Source organism: Flavobacterium aquiphilum (assembly GCF_027111335.1).
Classification (GTDB): domain Bacteria; phylum Bacteroidota; class Bacteroidia; order Flavobacteriales; family Flavobacteriaceae; genus Flavobacterium; species Flavobacterium aquiphilum.
In genome coordinates this window covers 3,869,433-3,887,479 of sequence record NZ_CP114288.1, presented here as the reverse complement: position 1 = coordinate 3,887,479, position 18,047 = coordinate 3,869,433, and the positions used below count along the sequence as shown (strand labels likewise).

The 18,047-nt window shown below is 36.9% G+C and carries 9 protein-coding genes; 5 read left to right on the top strand and 4 right to left on the bottom strand.

Annotation, left to right across the window (positions count from 1 at the left end):
* Positions 1-105: 105 nt before the first annotated feature.
* The 4 genes from OZP12_RS15600 to OZP12_RS15585 form a co-directional block, all read right to left on the bottom strand.
* Positions 106-1,524: a TolC family protein gene (locus OZP12_RS15600; RefSeq protein WP_281225960.1), complete on the bottom strand. Its 1,419-nt coding sequence runs from the start codon at positions 1,522-1,524 to the stop codon at positions 106-108.
* A gap of 271 nt (positions 1,525-1,795) precedes the next feature.
* On the bottom strand, positions 1,796-5,026 hold the full coding sequence (locus OZP12_RS15595) for an efflux RND transporter permease subunit (protein ID WP_281225959.1): 3,231 nt from the start codon (positions 5,024-5,026) through the stop codon (positions 1,796-1,798).
* Between the two features lie 11 nt (positions 5,027-5,037).
* Entirely contained in the window at positions 5,038-6,246 is a 1,209-nt protein-coding gene (locus OZP12_RS15590) for an efflux RND transporter periplasmic adaptor subunit (RefSeq protein WP_281225958.1), read from the bottom strand.
* Positions 6,247-6,395: 149 nt separating this feature from the next.
* Positions 6,396-6,974, bottom strand: coding sequence for a TetR/AcrR family transcriptional regulator (locus OZP12_RS15585; protein ID WP_281225957.1), 579 nt, complete (start codon positions 6,972-6,974; stop codon positions 6,396-6,398).
* A gap of 658 nt (positions 6,975-7,632) precedes the next feature.
* Here OZP12_RS15585 and OZP12_RS15580 point away from each other — a divergent pair.
* The 5 genes from OZP12_RS15580 (at position 7,633) to OZP12_RS15560 (ending at position 17,950) form a co-directional block, all read left to right on the top strand.
* On the top strand, positions 7,633-8,184 hold the full coding sequence (locus OZP12_RS15580) for a hypothetical protein (RefSeq protein ID WP_281225956.1): 552 nt from the start codon (positions 7,633-7,635) through the stop codon (positions 8,182-8,184).
* 85 nt (positions 8,185-8,269) lie between these two features.
* Entirely contained in the window at positions 8,270-13,057 is a 4,788-nt protein-coding gene (locus OZP12_RS15575) for a polysaccharide lyase family 8 super-sandwich domain-containing protein (RefSeq protein WP_281225955.1), read from the top strand.
* An 87-nt stretch (positions 13,058-13,144) separates the two neighbouring features.
* Positions 13,145-16,210, top strand: coding sequence for a chondroitinase family polysaccharide lyase (locus tag OZP12_RS15570; RefSeq protein ID WP_281225954.1), 3,066 nt, complete (start codon positions 13,145-13,147; stop codon positions 16,208-16,210).
* Positions 16,207-17,730: a sulfatase family protein gene (locus OZP12_RS15565; protein WP_281225953.1), complete on the top strand. Its 1,524-nt coding sequence runs from the start codon at positions 16,207-16,209 to the stop codon at positions 17,728-17,730. Before OZP12_RS15570 ends, OZP12_RS15565 begins: the two co-directional genes overlap by 4 nt.
* A gap of 10 nt (positions 17,731-17,740) precedes the next feature.
* Positions 17,741-17,950, top strand: a complete 210-nt coding sequence (locus OZP12_RS15560) for a hypothetical protein (RefSeq protein ID WP_281225952.1) — start codon at positions 17,741-17,743, stop codon at positions 17,948-17,950.
* Positions 17,951-18,047: the final 97 nt, after the last annotated feature.

Here is an 18,047-nt window from a genome sequence, read left to right as displayed (position 1 = left end):
ACGTTTTACAAACCGTTAAAATTTGTTTTACCATTAAGATATTAAGGGAATAAAGACTTAATCTATCTTAATATCTTAATGGTTTAAAAAATAAAAACAATGGCATTATCTCCAGCCTCCGCCCAATGCACGATACAATTCCGTATTGGCAGTAAGTTGTTCTCTTTTAATATCAGCCAGTTCCAGTTCGCTTTGCAATAAATTTGCCTGAGCGGACAAAACTTCAAGGTATTCGGCCATTCCGTTTTTGAACAGCATTTTTGAATTCGTAATTGCTTTCTGTAACGTTTTTACGCGTTCCTGAAGAAAAGATTGTTGTTGGTTTAATTTCTCCACTTTTACCAAAGCATCAGACACTTCACTAACCGCAATTAATACCGATTGCCTGAAGTTTAAGACTGCTTTTTCTCTTTCTGCCAAAGCGATGTTATGCTGTGTTTTTAATTTCTTATTATTCAAAAGTGGTTGCGTGATACCTCCAAGAGCGGTTCCAAATAACGAAGCAGGAATATTGAACCAGCTGCTGCTTTCAAACGAATTTAACCCGCCTTGGGCTGTAATTTTTAATGCAGGATATAAGTCGGCTTTTGTGATTCCAACATTGGCATTAGCAATTTTCAGTTCTAATTCTGCACTTTTCACATCCGGTCTTCTGCTTATTAATGAAGACGGAATTCCAATCGCAGCATTATTCTTCACTTCAATATTATTAAGAACAATGCTTCTTTTTTTCGAATTAGGGAATGAACCAGTTAACACACTCAAAGCATTTTCTTGGATCGCAATATTTTGTTCCAATAAAGGAACTAATTGAGCCGCATTTAATTTTTGTGCTTCCGATTGTTGGATGGCTAATGAAGTGACCTGTCCGGCATCAAATTTTAATTTGATGATAGTGCTAGTACTGTCAATTAGCTGTACATTTTTCTTAGCGATTTCCAATTGTGCGTCCAGCATCAAAAGGTTGTAATAGCCTGTTGAAACATTGGCGACGATAGTAGTCTGCAATGCTTTTTTCACTTCTTCTGATTGCAGATATTCGGCAAAAGCTCCTTTCTTTTGGCTTTTGATTTTCCCCCAAATATCAGCTTCCCATGAAAGCGAAACTCCAGTCGAAAAATCCTCAATATGTTTTTTGCCTAAAGCTTGGTTCAGGTTCATGCCGGTAAAACTGTTTTCGGAAGGATTATTGATATTGGCAGTTACAAATAAATTGGCTTGCGGAACATTGTTCCATTTCGATTGCGTGAATCGGTATTGTGCAATTTCAATGTTTTTGGCAGCAATCTGCAGGTCATTGTTTCTGACCACGGCACTGTCTATCAATTGAACAATATCTTTTTCTGTAAAGAAGTTTTTCCACTCCAAATCACCAATGCTTGTTGTGTCTTTTGAAACCGATGCATTCCTGAAATTCTCAGGAAATGCATCTTTTGGAGTTTCAATATCCTTCGAAACTTTACAGGATATCAATGTGCTGATCAAAATGGCGACCATCACGATTTTGGTTATATAATTTTTCATTTTCATTTTCGTAATTAAATTTATTTTTAAACACATAGAAACATAGAATTTATAGTGATTAAAAGAGTTTGATAGCCGTTTCACTTCTCTCATAGTCCGTCTATGTGAAAAAATAGTGCTATTTCTATTTATTCTTTGTTCATCATCAGATCTATGTGTCTATGTGGTTTATTTTTATTATAGAATTATACCAACAGGTTAGTTGCAATCTTGATTTTGTTATTAAATTTCCGGACACTTATCTTTTTTGGTCTCTAGATCTTTTGCTATTCTAAGAGATATGTACGTGAGACTGCTGATGATTGTCATCAGAATCGTGGTTATATAGTTTTCCATTTTTAATTTTTTTGTTATGAATTACAGCAACTGGCCTGCCAGTAACTTTTTCTTGTAAATATTGAAATACGATGAATAGTACCGGGATAATTAGCAATCCTAGAATTACTCCCGACACCATTCCTCCCGCAGCACCAATACTAATTGAGTGGTTCCCCTGAGCTGACGGACCTTTGGCACTCATCATCGGAATTAATCCAACTACGAAAGCCAATGAAGTCATGATAATTGGACGTAAACGTTGCTTGGCTGCATCTATTGACGCTTTAACCAATGCCTGACCGGATTTTCTTTTTTGTGATGCAAATTCTACAATCAGAATGGCATTTTTGGCGAGCAATCCAATAAGCATTACCAAAGCAACTTGTACATAAATATTGTTTTCGATTCCGGTCAAGCCAATGGCCACAAATACTCCAAATATCCCCGCAGGAATTGACAGGATTACTGCCAAAGGAAGAATATAACTTTCGTATTGTGCTGCCAGCAGGAAGTAAACGAATATCAGACACAATAGGAAAATCGTAGCTGACTGACCTCCTGAAGAAATCTCTTCGCGGGTTTGTCCTGAAAATTCATAGCTGTAACCAGCGGGTAACTGTTGAGCGGCAACTTCCTCAATGGCTTTGATCGCGTCTCCGGAACTAAATCCAGGCTTCGGAATTGCATTTACCGAAATAGAATTGAACAAATTGTATCTCGAAGCTGTTTCCGAACCATAAACTCGGGTAAGTTTCACCAAAGTATTTATTGGCACCATTTCACCGTTTTTGTTTTTTACAAATACACGGTCAATGGCGGCAGGATCAGCTCTGTCTGCAATATCTGCCTGAACTACCACACGGTAATATTTTCCAAATCGATTGAAATCGGATGCTTGTGCACTACCAAAATATGCCTGCATCGTCTGCAGTATATCTTTTACTTTTACGCCCAACTGATCGGCTTTCTCATCGTTGATGTCCAATTGCAATTGCGGATAATCGGCTTTGAAACTAGTAAAAGCAACAGCAATTTCAGGGCGTTTCATTAATTCTCCAATAAAATTTTGCGAGATGCCGCTAAACTTATCGAGTTTACCGCCGGTTCTGTCTTGCAATACTAAATCTAAAGCTTCTACATTACTAAAACCGGGTACGGTTGGGAAACTGAACACAAAGAAACTTCCTTCGGATATCGCACCCAATTTGCCGCGCACCTCATTCATTATTTCATCGATATTTTTAATACTGCCGCGTTCTTCATTTGGTTTAAGCAATACAAAAACAACTGCCGAAGATGGGCTTGTAGAATTAGTCAATAAGTTGAAACCTGAAATAGCAGTTACAAATCTTGAAGATTCCAAGCCTCTTAACGTATTTTCCGCTTTAGTCATTACCTTTTGGGTTCCGTCCAAAGAAGTTCCTGATGGCGTGTTAACTGCAATAGCGATAAAGCCTTGGTCTTCGGTTGGGATGAATCCTGATGGAGTTGTTTTTACCATAAAAATCGTTGCAATAGTAATTAAAGCCAAACCTCCTAAACTAACCCATTTGTTACGAATTAAGAATTTTAATCCACCAATATAACGATTGGTCAACGATTCAAAACTGCTGTTGAAAGCCGTGAAGAATTTTTCCTTGAATCCTTTTTTCGCTTCAGGAACATTATGATCGTGTTCACCATGATTGTCTTTTAGAAACAAAGCGGCTAGGGCGGGGCTTAAGGTCAACGCATTAACCGCCGAAATAACAATTGCAATAGCCATTGTAAAGGCAAACTGACGATAGAAAACCCCTGTTGAACCTTCCATGAAACCAACCGGAAGGAATACCGCGGCCATCACCAGGGTAATCGAAATAATTGCACCGGTAATTTCATGCATCGCTTCGTGTGTGGCAATTTTTGGAGACAAACGTTTGTGTTCCATTTTTGCATGTACGGCCTCGACTACCACAATTGCATCATCGACCACAATACCAATCGCTAGGATTAAAGCGAAAAGTGTCAATAAGTTAATCGAGAACCCGAATAACTGCATAAAGAAGAAGGTTCCCAAAATAGCAACCGGAACTGCAATTGCCGGAATTAATGTGGATCTAAAATCCTGAAGGAAGATGAATACCACAATGAATACTAGTATAAAAGCTTCTAACAATGTATGTTCCACTTGCGCAATAGATTGATCCAGAGATACTTTTGTGCTATAGAATATATTGTGTTTTATTCCGGCAGGGAAATCTTTGGATGCTTTGGCCATCAGTTTATTAATGGCAATCTGAATATCATTTGAGTTGGAACCTGCCAGCTGAATTACACCAATTACGATTCCTTTTTTACCATTCAAACGGGTTAAACTGTTGTATGAATAAGCTCCAAGTTCCACTCTTGCCACATCTTTTAATCGGAGTACAGAACCATCAGCATTCGAACGTATGGCAATATTTTGATAATCTTCGGGTTTGGTTAGTTTTCCTTTATATTTAATTACATATTCGAAAACTTCGTTACTTCTTTCTCCAAATTTACCTGGTGCCGCTTCCAAACTTTTGTCCTGAATGGCAGCCATTACTTCATTTGGCGTGACATTGTGAGTTGACATTTGGGTTGGATTCAGCCAAACCCTCATCGAGTAATCTTTTACACCACCAAAAATACTAGCGGCTCCAACTCCCGGAATACGCTTGATTTCAGGAATAATATTGATTTGTGCATAATTCGCAACAAATGTCTGATCGTATTTGGACTCATCATCGGTGTACATACCGATGGCCATAATAAAACTGTTTTGTTGTTTGGCAGTGATAACGCCTTGTTGTACCACTTCTGCGGGCAACTGGCTGGTAGCTTGAGCCACTCTATTCTGAACGTTCACCGCTGCTTGATCGGCATCCGTTCCTAATTTGAAGAAAATGGTAATGGCCAACGTACCATCATTACTGGCAGTCGAGCTCATATAAGTCATATTTTCCACACCATTTATGGATTCTTCGAGCGAAGGGGCAACAGAACGTAGAACCGTTTCTGCATTGGCTCCCGGATAAACTGCCGTTACCAAAACCGAAGGTGGGGCGATATCGGGAAACTGTTGTAAAGGTAATTTCGTGAGACCAATTACTCCTAAAATCACCAATAAAATGGAGATAACAGTTGCCAGTACCGGCCTTTGTATAAATATTTTGAACATATTTGTAAAAATTATTTTTTGTTAATGATTTGAGCAATTTTTGCTGCTGATTTTTCAGGCTGAATTACCTGTCCTTCCTGAAGTTTGTCGATACCGCTTAATACGATTTGGTCACCTGTTTTTACGCCATCTTTGATTAAGTAATTGATGCCGTTTTTGCCGACAACTGTAATAGGCATTTTAGTAACCTTGTTTTCTTTGCTAACGGTAAAGACAAAAACTTTGTCTTGCATTTCTACCGTGGCCGATTGCGGAACCAAAATAGCATCGTCATGCTGTAGTCCTAAGCGGATTTTCCCTGTATTTCCTGAGCGCAAGGTTTTGTATGGGTTTGGGAATGTCGCTCTTACCGTAATAGCTCCGGTAGTTTTGTCAAATTGACCATCTACCATATCGATTTTACCAGTTTGCGGATAGACATTACTATCGGCTAAGAGCAAAGTAACGGGAGGAAGATTTTTGATTTTGTCACCAATGCTGTTTCCGGCATATTGTGATTTGAATTTGATGAAATCAGTTTCGCTCAAAGAAAAATAAGCATAGACTTCATGAACATCAGAAAGTGTTGTTAATGCCTCAACATCTGATGCAGAAACTAAGCTTCCTTGTTTTTTGGGTAATCTTCCAATGTAACCATTTACAGGAGCGGTAATTGTGGTATATCCTAAATTTATCTTTGCAGATGCTGCCAATGCTTTAGCCTGCTCGATATTGGCAGAAGCAATTTTTTGAGAAGCTTTAGCCGATTTCAGCTGATAATCCGAAACCACTTTGTTTTGAACTAAAGGAGTCAGTTTGTCAACTTCAAGCTGGGCATTGATATAAGCGGCTTCGGCTGCGTGAAGACTAGCTTGAGCATTGTTGTATTGTTCGCGGAAAGGACGTTCATTTATTTTGAATAATGCTTGTCCTTTGGTAACATAAGCTCCTTCATCGACTAAAACACGGTCTAGGTTTCCGCTTATTTGAGGACGGATTTCTACATCTACAGCGCCTTGTAAAGCAGCAGGATATTCGGCATCAGTAGTTGTATTTGCAGTAGTTATTGTCATGACCGGTAGGACAGGAGCGGGGGCGGCAGCCGGTGCCTGCGATTTATCGGCACAGCTGATTAAAAACACAGCCATTAAGCTTAAAAACGAGATCTTTTTCATGATAGTAGTTGGTTTTAAATTAGTATTGAATATTATTGTTTTTGGAATAAACGTTTCAGAATTCATGCTGTTTTTAATTAAAAGTTATAGTTGTTCCATAGCAGTAATTCTGGAATAATCGTTTCAGAATCAATGCTGTTGTTTGAAAATTGGTAAGCTTATTGTATTTTAATTTCTGAAATAAACGTTTCAGAATTTAGGTAAAAAAAAGGGGGCTATTTAAATATATTCTTAATCAGGAATTCTGACATTTTTTTGATTTTGATTGGGTTTTGATTAACGATGTATGATTGCTTCCAGCCTGTAAAGGAGGTTGCAATATACTCAGCCATTAATGATGCATCTTCTGAATTGTCCATTTCACCATCATCCATAGCTTTTTGAACTATTGTAGCCATAAATTCAATGAAAATATCATTTTGTTTACTCATTACATTTCGTATTATGCTGTCATCCGGAGCAATTTCGAAAATCGTTTTCATACCCAAACATCCTTTGTCACAAGATACAATCCAATCTGCTTTATCTGTAATAACTTTCAGCAATGCTTGTTTGGCGGATGGTTCTTTAGCAACTTTTTGTTTTAATTCACACATGGCATTATCAAAATAATTGCCAATGCATTTCATAAATAACTGATGTTTGTCGCCAATGGTGTTGTATAAGCTGCTTCTGTTGATCTGCATGGCATCCACTAAGTCCTGCATTGAAGTAGCATTATATCCTTTTTCCCAAAAGACATTCATTGCTTTTTCAATTTTTTCGACCTCGTTAAATTCTACACAGCGAGCCATCTCATTTAATTTTACTTTGCAAATGTAAAACTATTTTTGAAACAAGCGTTTCAGAATTGATATTTTTTTTATTTATTTTTTTGCAGTTAGGTGAAAATGTCCTGAAAGCCCCATTTACTATAAATTCTAATAGAGAATATTAGGTGCACAAATTCCATTGATATTGACGATAATCCAGTGCTATAATGAAACATTTCTTATTGTCCTCAGTTGGGAAATACAAAAAGGCAACATCTTTTTTCAGTTGTCGCTATTTTGTATTCGTAAGTTAATAGGTACTACAATAGAACACTTGATGCCACTTTTTCTTATCGCAGACTATTTTAATCAAAATTTTAAAATGCATTAGTTGCTTTTTGTATTTGATAAAAAGGGTATTTGCTCATGCCTATTTCAAGTCTCAAAATCCTAAAATCAATTTTTTAGATTCTCCTATATTAGTGATTTTTTGTTGATGGTTAGTTCCCTTATCCATCGTGAAGGCATAGCTAACTCTCTATAGAAAGGCCTGTATCTAATTGTTTAATAGATATTAGTTTAAGGGTTGTTTGGAGTAAAATAAAGACGATTTGTACCCCAAAAAAGACGTTTGTTTCCCTTGCTGTTTTTTTGATACTCTAAATTTGACTTAACCTAAATTCTTAAAAAACATTTTAAAATGAAAAACAAAATTACCCTTCTATTGATTTGTCTATTTTTAATTTCCAGTGGTGCTATGGCACAAATAGGAAGTGATAATAAACAAGTTTTGACTTTTAACTGGTCAAGAATTGAAGATAAAACACCGGTAGGTCTTCTTGATAAGGAAGTAACTGGTGGAGATGCCAATAAAGATGGTGCAGTACTTCTAAAAGCAAATACCAGTACACCTGAATTACAAGGAGTACAGTGTTTATTGCAAGGGACTCCTCGGTATCTTGAACAAATCGATCTTGAAGCCAAAATTTATCAAGCAGAAGCTTCATTTGTAAAAATTAAAATGCAACTTTTTGATATTACTGACAATATTCTTTTGGCAGAGACACCAATTATTCTTTGCAAAGGTCAGGGAACTGTTGTTAGTGCTACATTACCATATACTTTTAAGCCCTCCAGTATCAAAGATCAAATTGCAGTGCGATTTGTTCGTGCAGATGATTTAAATCCTGTTCGAGTACTAGCTATTGATTGTTTAAAAGTGAATGGGAGATTCGTGAAAATGAAACAATAAACACTTTTGTAGTGGCTATTTCACAATACAAATTGATTGTATGTTTTAAAACTTTCTTACTTAACTAACCTAAAAACCAAAAACAATGAAATCTAACATTACTCTGCTTATGGTTTATTTGCTTTTATTAGCAAATGGAGCCAAAGCACAAATTACCATTGATACAGGCCATTTTAATTGGTCTAAAATTGAAGATACCGGCGCGGTAACTGTTGTTAATACAGATGCCGACAATGGTGACGGGGTTGCTGATGGCGCGATGCTCCTAAAAAGCACTGCTACTACACCCGCATTACAAGGAGTCCAATATCAATTAACCGGAAGTCCGGTTATTGGGGAACAAATTAATCTTGAAGTAAATTATTATCAAATTGGGACATCGTATTTGAAATTTAAAATGCAGGTTTTTGATGTAACCGACAATCTTGTTTTGGCAGAATCGGCTGTGATTACTACAGTTACAGGCGCTGTTGGTAACACTCCTTTATCTTATACGTTTACGTCTTCAGATGTTGGTGATCAAATTATGGTGCGATTTGTTCGTGCCGATGATTTGAATGCTGTTCGCCAGGCTGGTATCGATTATTTAAAGGTTAATGGGCAATTCATTAGTATGCAGGCACCACCGGTTAGTTTTGATGTAAGCGATTTTGCCTGGTCAAAAATTGAAGATGCTACACCGGTTTCTACTGTTAAAACTGATGCTGATAATGGTGATGGTCTTAATGATGGGGCAGTACTTATCAAAGGGACTGCTAACACGCCAGCTTTGCAAGGAACACAATATTTATTGACAGGAAGTCCTTTTGCGAATGGGCAAATTAGCCTTGAAACAAAATATTGGCAAACAGCGGCCTCATATTGTAAATTCAAAATGCAGGTTTACAATGTAACAGACAATGTTGTTTTGGCCGAAACTGCGGCAGTTACAACAACCGCAAGTGTAGGCACACTTACATTAAATTATGTTTTTACGGTTTCGAGTGAAGGGGACCAAATTATGATACGTTTTGTCCGTGCTGATGATTTGAATCCTGTCCGTCAGGCAGGTTTGGATTATGTGAAAGTGAATGGGCAATTCATTAATATGCTTCCCGTGTGTAAGCCGACATTTAATTTTGATTTGCCACTTACAACTGCAACCACTTCAGAAATTAATGATTTAGCTACAATCCGTGCGAATTTGTCAAATCAAATTTTAGGGACGACAGCTCCTTCGACAACAGCATTAAACAATGCCATTACTGCATATAATGCTTTGAATATTACGGTTACAGGAAGCACTATAACCGGAAACGCTGTAACAAATGTTAGTCAGATTACTTTCTTAAAAACCTTTGCTCATTGGTTAAAATTTAATCCTACCGATACAAGTATAAGTGATAAAGCTGTTAAAGCGGTTTGGTATATATCGAGCTTGTTTTGTAATCAAGGTACAAGCGCGTATTCGGCAGTAGATTTTTATGATTACCCTACATTTGCCCGACCTGCAGTCTTTTTAAATAGTTACTTACCCGATAATGTGAAAAATTTGTTTGGTAATTCACTTGCTATAGAGACAAGTACGTTCAGTCACCTTTTTGACCCAAATTACGACTTCAATACCACTCAAAGTAACGGCGCTATACTTACCGATGATATTTACATGTATTCAGACGTATATTTAGCTTATTCTGATTGGTTTAAAACGGATGATGAAAAAATACGTTTTCTAAAAACAGCCAAAAGATTATTAGATCGTTTTATGATTTATAGTTATGGTACAAAAGATGGTTTGAAAAAAGATGGTTTGTCCAATCATCATAATAACAGTTATGACGGTTATATGTATGCTTTCAATACAGCTTCTATTGATTTGAAAGCTTTGGAAGGAACCAGTTTTCAAATCGACCAGCCTTCATACCTAAGATTTAGAGATGCAGTTTACGCGCAGACCATGTACTCGAATGATGCCGGAACAAAGCCTTTTGCTATGGCTGGAAGAAATCCGCAAACAAAAACCACTACTTTATCAGCAAGTACTTTAGCAAATGTTGCCATAACTGGAGGGACAATATTAGGATTAAGCACTGCAGATCCGGTTTTGGCGGGAGTTTACAACAGAAGATATGGTGTTAACAGCCAATTCAATTATAGTAGTGTCACCCCGTTTGAAGAGGGATATGTTCAATTTAACTATGGAAATTTAGGAGTTTACAGAAAAAACAATTGGGTTGCCTCTATGAAAGGACAATCGGATGTGCTATGGGGTTCTGAAATTTATGCTACTCAAAACCGATTTGGAAGATACCAAGGTTATGGTGCATTGGATATTATTTATCCGGGGAATGTTGCAACAGGAAATGGGTACAGCGATATTGGTTGGGACTGGAACTACAATCCTGGCGCTACAACCATTGCATTGCCCTGGAGTAAACTGCATGCAGAAAGAGAACGAATCGATGAAACCAATTTCTATGGGTTTGCGGGTTCTTTGGCACTGGATCAAGCCAATAAAGCTGTTTTGTCAAAAACGATAGGACAATCTGGATTGTTTTCTATGAAATTTAAAGAGAAAAGTAATGTCGGATTTGGAGCGACCTATGGACCAAATACCCATAATGGCACTTTTGAATTTACTAAAACTTATTTTGCTATCGATGATATGATTATCTGTTTGGGTAGCGGAATTAAAAATGATGATACTACCAATCCTACGGTAACAACCTTGTTTCAAAAGTTAAATAATAATTCGGCTGATGTTTTGGTAAATGGAGAGGTGAAAACCAATCAGGCTACGGATTCATTTGAAGGAACAACTCCGAACTGGATTATTGACAATTACAGCACGGGGTTTTATATTTCACCGAATTCTGGAACTTTGAAAATCAGAAATTCGAATCAAATTACACCTTACCAAAGTCAAGTTAACCCTTCGGATGCTACTATTGCAAGTAATAATGGAAACAATTACCACCTTGCTTACTTGGATCACGGAACTGCACCAACAAACAGTTCGTATGAATTTGTTTGTATTCCTTCTGCAGATTCAGGTAGAATGGCCACATTTGCGCAACAAATGACTGCCCAAGACAAACCTTATGTTGTTTATCAAAACAATACCAACCAACAGATAATCGAACACAAAGCTTCTAAAACTTGGGCTTATGCACTGCCTGTTGCCAACACTACAATTGCAGACGGATTGGTAAAAGCAAATGATACACCATGTTTGGTTATGTACAAATCTTTAAATGGAAACTATTCAGAAATAGTACTTTCTGTGAGCAACCCTGATATGGGAACTGCGCCTTCAACTCCAAAGATGATTACTTTGACATTAAATAGCGAATGGACTATTTCGCAAGCTAACCCGAATGCCAATATTGGTTCTGCAACAGCTGAAGGAACAACAATTACATTTACTGTTGCTGACGGACTTCCGGTTGAAATAAAATTAGCGGCGGTAAACCCTTGTGCTTTACCAAATGCAACTCCTGTGGCACCAATACTAGAGCTTACTCAGCCTAATTGTACTAAAGCTACCGGAAGTATTCAAGTAACTGGTTCGGTTGAAAATTTAAGTTTTGGTTTAGATGGGACTACTTTTGAAAACACTACAGGTCTTTTCGAAAATGTAGCTTCTGGAGATTACACTGTGTATGTTAAAAATGCAAACGGGTGTATTTCTGCTGCGAGCAATGCCGTAATCAACACACAACCAGCTACACCAGATGCACCAACTTTAGAAACTACTCAGCCGACTTTTACTATTGCAACAGGAAGTATTGCCGTAACAAGTGCTATTACAAACTTAAGTTTTAGTTTAGATGGAGTAGCGTTTGACAATACATCGGGCGTTTTCGAAAATTTGAATCCCGGAACTTATACTGTATATGCTAAAAATGCAAGTGGATGTATTTCTGTAGGGACAAGTGCAGTAATCAACCCACAGCCAGTAGCTCCAACGGTGGCAATCACATCGCCTTCAGCAAATGATAGTTATAATTCTCTTGCCAATATTACGATTACTGCCAATGCTGCCGATGCGGATGGAAGTGTAAGTAAAGTCGAGTTTTTCAACGGAGTAACTAAATTGGGTGAAGATGCAACAGCACCATATAGCTTTAACTGGAACAATGTTGCGTCAGGTTCTTATACAATAACTGCAAAAGCTACCGATAATGATAATGCTGCAACAACTTCTGAAACTGTAAATGTAAATGTAGTTTGTCCAACTGTACAATTATCTATCCCTGATGTATATGCTATGAATCCTTCTATCGATGATAAAAACACCATTTACCTAGGATACGGACCAACATCGCTTACCCTTAATGCATTGGCACAAGACAATCAGGATTGTACCTATACTTGGAGCACAGGAGCAACCGGTTCATCAATTTCAGTTTCGCAGGCAGGTACTTATACGGTAACAGCTACGTATGCGGGAGGATGCGAGGCGACAGCTTCTACTGTAGTTAATGTTCTTGATGTTAGATGTGGTAACAATAATGATAAAGTACAGATTTGCCATAACAACAATGTTATTTGTGTGGCTCAATCTGCAGTTCAGACACATCTGAATCATGGAGATAGTCTTGGTTCTTGCAGTGGAATATTGAAAATGGCTCCTAAAGAGGAAGTATCAACTTCGCCAAATTTTACTGTATATCCAAACCCGGTTCAGGATACTTTTAATGTTAGTGTATCTTCAAAACTGGATCCGAATGCAACCATTGGTATCTATAATATTCTTGGCAACAAGATTAGAGGTGTTCGTTTTACCGCTGTGCCTCAAAATGTTTTCGTTGGTGATTTGCCTTCCGGAAATTATATTGTAGTGGTTCAAAATGGTGTGGAGACTTTTAGAAGTACAATAGTTAAACAATAAACAATTCAAATATCTTAAGTATATTCCCAATCAAAATGACATGAGAATTTTGATTGGGAATTTTTTAGTAAAAGTCAAATAAATAAGATGAAAATAGAAATGAAAGTCCTTGAGAAGTTTTTTTTATTAAACTCCTTTTTATTGGGAGCGTTGTGTTTTTCACAACAAATGGATAACCGCCCAACAAAAGAGTCTTTTGAAAAAGAAACATCAATAGTTAATTTCAAAAAAAGTAAATCAAGTGGTTTATCAATAAGTGAAAAACACCATCAATTTGGAAAATCATCTTTGCAATGGCAATGGTCCGGAGGCGGTTTTTTTGAAACGTCTGATTTTAGGATATTGACAAAAAAAGAAAGCCCATTATCATACGGAGATTACTTTCCGGCAAGCCCAACTTTGGTGATGTCTTTGTACAATGAAAAAGCGCAAAATGAAGCAATCAAGATTTCTTTTGAAAAGGGAGGAAAAGAAGAAGTTTGGTTTCCGATTAAATTAAATTTTACAGGCTGGCGAACGATTAGAGTTCCTTTTTTTGAAATGAGTGGCAATGCACCGAAAAAAGGAGAGGCTATAGATTATGACACTTTTAAAGTAAGTTGCAGCTCTGCTAAAAGCAAAGGGAAACTGTTTTTTGATGACATAGTTTATTCTCAATACATGGACGACCGTCATCCTTATCCGGATGCGATGGTTCCTTTTATCAAAAAGGACAAACAAAATGGAGAAGACCATTGGATGCCTTTAATTATGGATATGGAACGAATTCAAAAGTTACCGTTAAAAACGGTTTCTGAGACTGAAAAAAAAGACCTTTCTCTTGTTGAAAAACGTTTGGATGATACTTTTAATAGAAATGGAGGAAAAAGTGATAATCTGATAAAGGCCAAAAATGAATATGCCAAATTAAATTTGGTTAAAGCGGAAACAGTTTTGGGGCCTCCTTTGGTTTTTAGAATTGAAGAGGTTTACTCTGATAAAGAAGATGCTAGTCAGAATAATTCTAAAGATGTAAAAGATTTTGGTAAATCGATAAAACAAATAGCAACGTATTATCTCAATAGTACTGATGTAAATAAAGCTCAAATTGAAGAAATGTTTATTAATGCCACCAGATATTTTCTGGATCAGGGTTGGCAGGAGGGTGCTTGCGGAGGAACAAGGCATCATATAGGTTATAATACAAGAGAAATTGCAGAAGCCTTTTTTATGATGAGAGAACCGCTAAAAAGAGCAGGTTTATTGAATCAAGTTGGGAACAGTTTGCAATGGCTTTTTAATCTGGGTAAGGTTTTGGAGCCGGAAAATGAATTTGTAGCAAATATTGATTATTACAATACACAATCGTTCTATCATTTGATGCTGATTTTTATGTCGGACAATGTTGAAAAGCAAACCGCTTTATTAAAGGCATATTCGAATTATATTTCAAAAACTTTGGCTCTTGATAATGAATTAGGGGTGTTTAAAATTGACGGTACTTCATGGCACCACGGTGGGCATTATCCTGCTTATGGAATGGGGGCTTTTGCCAGTATCCCTCCGATCATTTTTACGCTTTCAGGAACTCAATTCAGAATTAATGAAGCAGGTCATAAAAACTTTAAGAAGTCACTTATGATAACAAGATTGTATAGCCAATTGTATGATTATGGTTTTGGAAATGCAGGGCGCCATCCTATGGAAGAAAGTTCGATTAAATCATTAAAAAATGCATTTTTACTAATGGCTCAATCGGGAAATCCTGAAGGGACTTCAAAAATTGATACAGAAGCAGCAGCTGCTTACATAAGATTATGGGGCGATAGTGATAAAGCAAATACTAACTTATTTGCAGCAAATAATGTAAGAACAGATGTTTTGCCGGGTTATCATGTGCTGCCTTACGCGGCAACTGCCATTCACAGAAGAAATGATTGGGCAGCCATTATCAAAGGGTATAGTAAATATGTTTGGGCTTCGGAAATTTATGTTGATGCGAACAGATACGGAAGGTATCCTGCCAATGGAAGTATCCAAATAAACAATATTGGAGGGGACGAAGCCAGCGGTTTTAAACAGGAAGGTTGGGATTGGAACCGTTATCCGGGAACTACAGTTGTGGATCTTCCTTTAAAAGAATTGGAACCTAATATTCAGTTGTTGATGTTTAAGTCGGATGAGACTTTTGCGGGAGCTGTTAATTTAGGAGATAATGGTGTTTTCGGAATGAAATTAAATGAATCCAAAGGTGCTAATTCTGAAGGAGGAGAAAGAAATAATGGTTTTCCTGGAAAATTAAAAGCAAACAAATCGGTATTTTCTTTTGGTGACAAATTGATTTGTATTGGAACCGGAATTTCAAGTATTGACACCGAACATCCGGTTGAAACCAATTTATTTCAGAATTCTTTAGCAGATAAATCAATGCCTATTTCGTCATCTGAAAGTAAAAACATTTCGACTTTTCCTTATCAATCAGCAATGCAAATAGTAGAAGGTTCTGGAAAATGGTTGATTGATGCCTATCAAAACGGTTATTACATTTTGTCCCCAAATACAATTGAAATTAGGAGACAAGCTCAGGAGTCTTATAACAACAAAGTTTCTGTGAATAATATTTCAAATGATCCAAAATTTACAGAAGCTCCCGTTACAAAAGGAGATTTTGCAACTTCTTGGATAGAACATGGAAAAGCTCCTAATGATGCCTCTTATCAATATGTTATTTATCCAAGGCTTGGAAAGGATGTTGCTGATTCTTTTGGAGAAAAAGCAGCAAATGATAAATCCTATACTATTTTAAGAGCCGATAATGTAGCTCATATTGTAAAAGACAATGAGACAGCAACAACAGGATTTGTAATATTTGATTCGACTCAGGAATTGGATAACGATATTTTGAAAAGTGTTTCGGTTCCTTCGCTTTTAATGATAAAAAATGAAGCTTCAGCCATTACAATAAGTGCTGTTCAACCTGACCTAAATTATGTAAATGATAAAGAGAAAAAAGGTTACAGCATGCCTGTAGAATTGACTATTACGGTGAAAGGAGAATGGAAACTTGCAGCTAATTCAGTGGTTAAATCTATTGCAATTTCAGGAGATACTACTCTGATAACTTTAGAATGCAGACATGGGTTTTCGAATCAACTTAATTTAACGAAACAATGATAAAAAGAATTTTCATAAGCTGTTTATGTTTGGTAATATTTGGGATTCATGCTCAAAAGCCTGAGCCCAATTTGGATAAAAATAAGCCCAATGTAATCTTCATTTATGCAGACGATCTTGGTTATGGGGATTTAAGTTGTTATGGTGCTACTAAGATTAAAACTCCAAATCTTGACAAACTGGCAAGTCAGGGAGTGCGTTTTTCAAATGCACATTGTACTTCAGCGACATGTACGCCTTCCAGATATGCTTTGATGACTGGTGAATATCCATGGCGAAAAGCGGGTACCGGAATTTTACCAGGTGATGCGGCTTTAATTATTCCAACAAATAAAATGACTTTGCCAAAATTATTTAAACAGGCAGGTTATAAAACGGCCAATGTTGGTAAATGGCATCTTGGTTTGGGTGATCAAGTGGCCAAAGACTGGAATGGAGAAGTAAAACCGGGTCCTAATGAAGTAGGATTTGATTATTCATTTATATTTCCAGCAACGGCAGATCGTGTGCCAACTGTTTTTATGGAAAACCATAAAGTTGTTGCTTTGGACACCGATGATCCAATTGAGGTAAATTACAAAGAGAAAGTAGGGAATGATCCAACAGGAAAAGAGCACCCTGAATTATTAAAAATGAAGTCATCACCGGGACAAGGGCATGATAATACAATTGTTAATGGTATTGGCCGTATAGGTTATATGAGTGGCGGTAAAAAAGCAAGATGGGTAGATGAAGAACTTTCCAGTACTTTTTTGGTAAAGGCAAAAGAGTTTATTGCAGACAATCAGGCGAAGCCATTTTTCCTATATTTTGCTCTTACTGAGCCACATGTTCCTCGCATGCCAGCCACTATGTTTAGAGGAAAAAGCGGTTTAGGTTATCGCGGAGATGCCATTTTGCAGCTGGATTGGACAGTAGGTCAGATCATGGAACAGTTGGAAACATTAGGGATAAGTAAGAATACGATAATCATTTTTACAAGTGATAATGGCCCTGTTTTGGATGACGGTTATCAAGATGGGGCAGTAACCAAACTGAACGGACATACACCAAACGGAATTTTGAGAGGTGGAAAATATAGTGTTTTAGAAGCAGGAACTAGAGTCCCGTTTATCTTAAGATGGCCAGCTGCTGTAAAACCAAAAGTTTCTTCGGCGATGGTTTGTCAGATGGATTTATTGGCTTCATTTTCTAATTTGTTAGGTCAGACAATTCCGAAGAATGATGCACCCGACAGCAAAAATACTTTGAATGCTTTTCTTGGAAAATCAGAAAACGGAAGAGGGATTTTAATTGAACAAGGAGTAAAGACTTTGGCTATTGTGAAAGACAATTGGAAATTCATTCCTTCTAATGATGAAAAACCGTTGGACGAATTAGTAAATATTGAAACAGGAAATGCTAAAGAACCTCAATTATATAATTTGAATGAAGATTTAGGGGAGAAAAATAATTTAGCTAATAAATTCCCTGAAAAAGTAAAAGAATTGTCTGAGCTGTTGAACAAGGAAACTAAATAATAAATAGATTATGAAAAGAAGTAATCTAATTTTATTGGGACTTTTAATTGCGTTTCAGTTGATGTCTGCACAAGTAAAAACAACAGATTTATTGGAGTTAAAGAAGAACTCAAAAAATGAGATTTTTCACAATCAGGGTAAAGCAGTTAAAAACGGCGGCTTTTATAGAAAGGGTTATTGGGTTTGGGATAATTCGGTAATAGGACAATACCATTCGTGAAATAAATATGTTTTTCAGCGTGAATCTATTGTGGTTAATAGATTTAAGTTTTTATAGAAAAAGCCGATAGTTTGAATGCTATCGGCTTTTGATTTTT